The organism is Paenibacillus agaridevorans (genome assembly GCF_003112455.1).
Classification (GTDB): domain Bacteria; phylum Bacillota; class Bacilli; order Paenibacillales; family Paenibacillaceae; genus Pristimantibacillus; species Pristimantibacillus agaridevorans.
Window position 1 is genome coordinate 1 of the sequence record NZ_BDQX01000316.1, and the last position, 252, is coordinate 252.

The 252-nt window shown below is 34.9% G+C and carries 1 protein-coding gene; it reads left to right on the plus strand.

Features of this window, described 5'->3' with window-relative positions; genetic code table 11:
* The coding region (locus tag PAT3040_RS25350; RefSeq protein ID WP_146200550.1) for a DHHA1 domain-containing protein at window positions 1-252 on the plus strand (252 nt) is incomplete at both ends.

The following is a 252-nucleotide window of genomic DNA, read 5'->3' on the forward strand; positions in this document are numbered from 1 at the left end:
ATCAACAAGCTGTCAATGTTATTAAGGATATCAAATACGCAGGTAATCTTTCTTATATAGCCGCTCAGGTAAATGTAAAAGATATGAATCAACTACGTCAATTGGCAGATCAATGGAAACAACAAAATATCTCTGATGTACTTGTTTTGGCGACAGAAAGTAATGGAAAAGCGAATCTCTTAACTGCTGTTTCTAAAGAGACAATCGATAAAGGAATTAAAGCAGGTGATTTGATTAAAGCGATCGCACCTA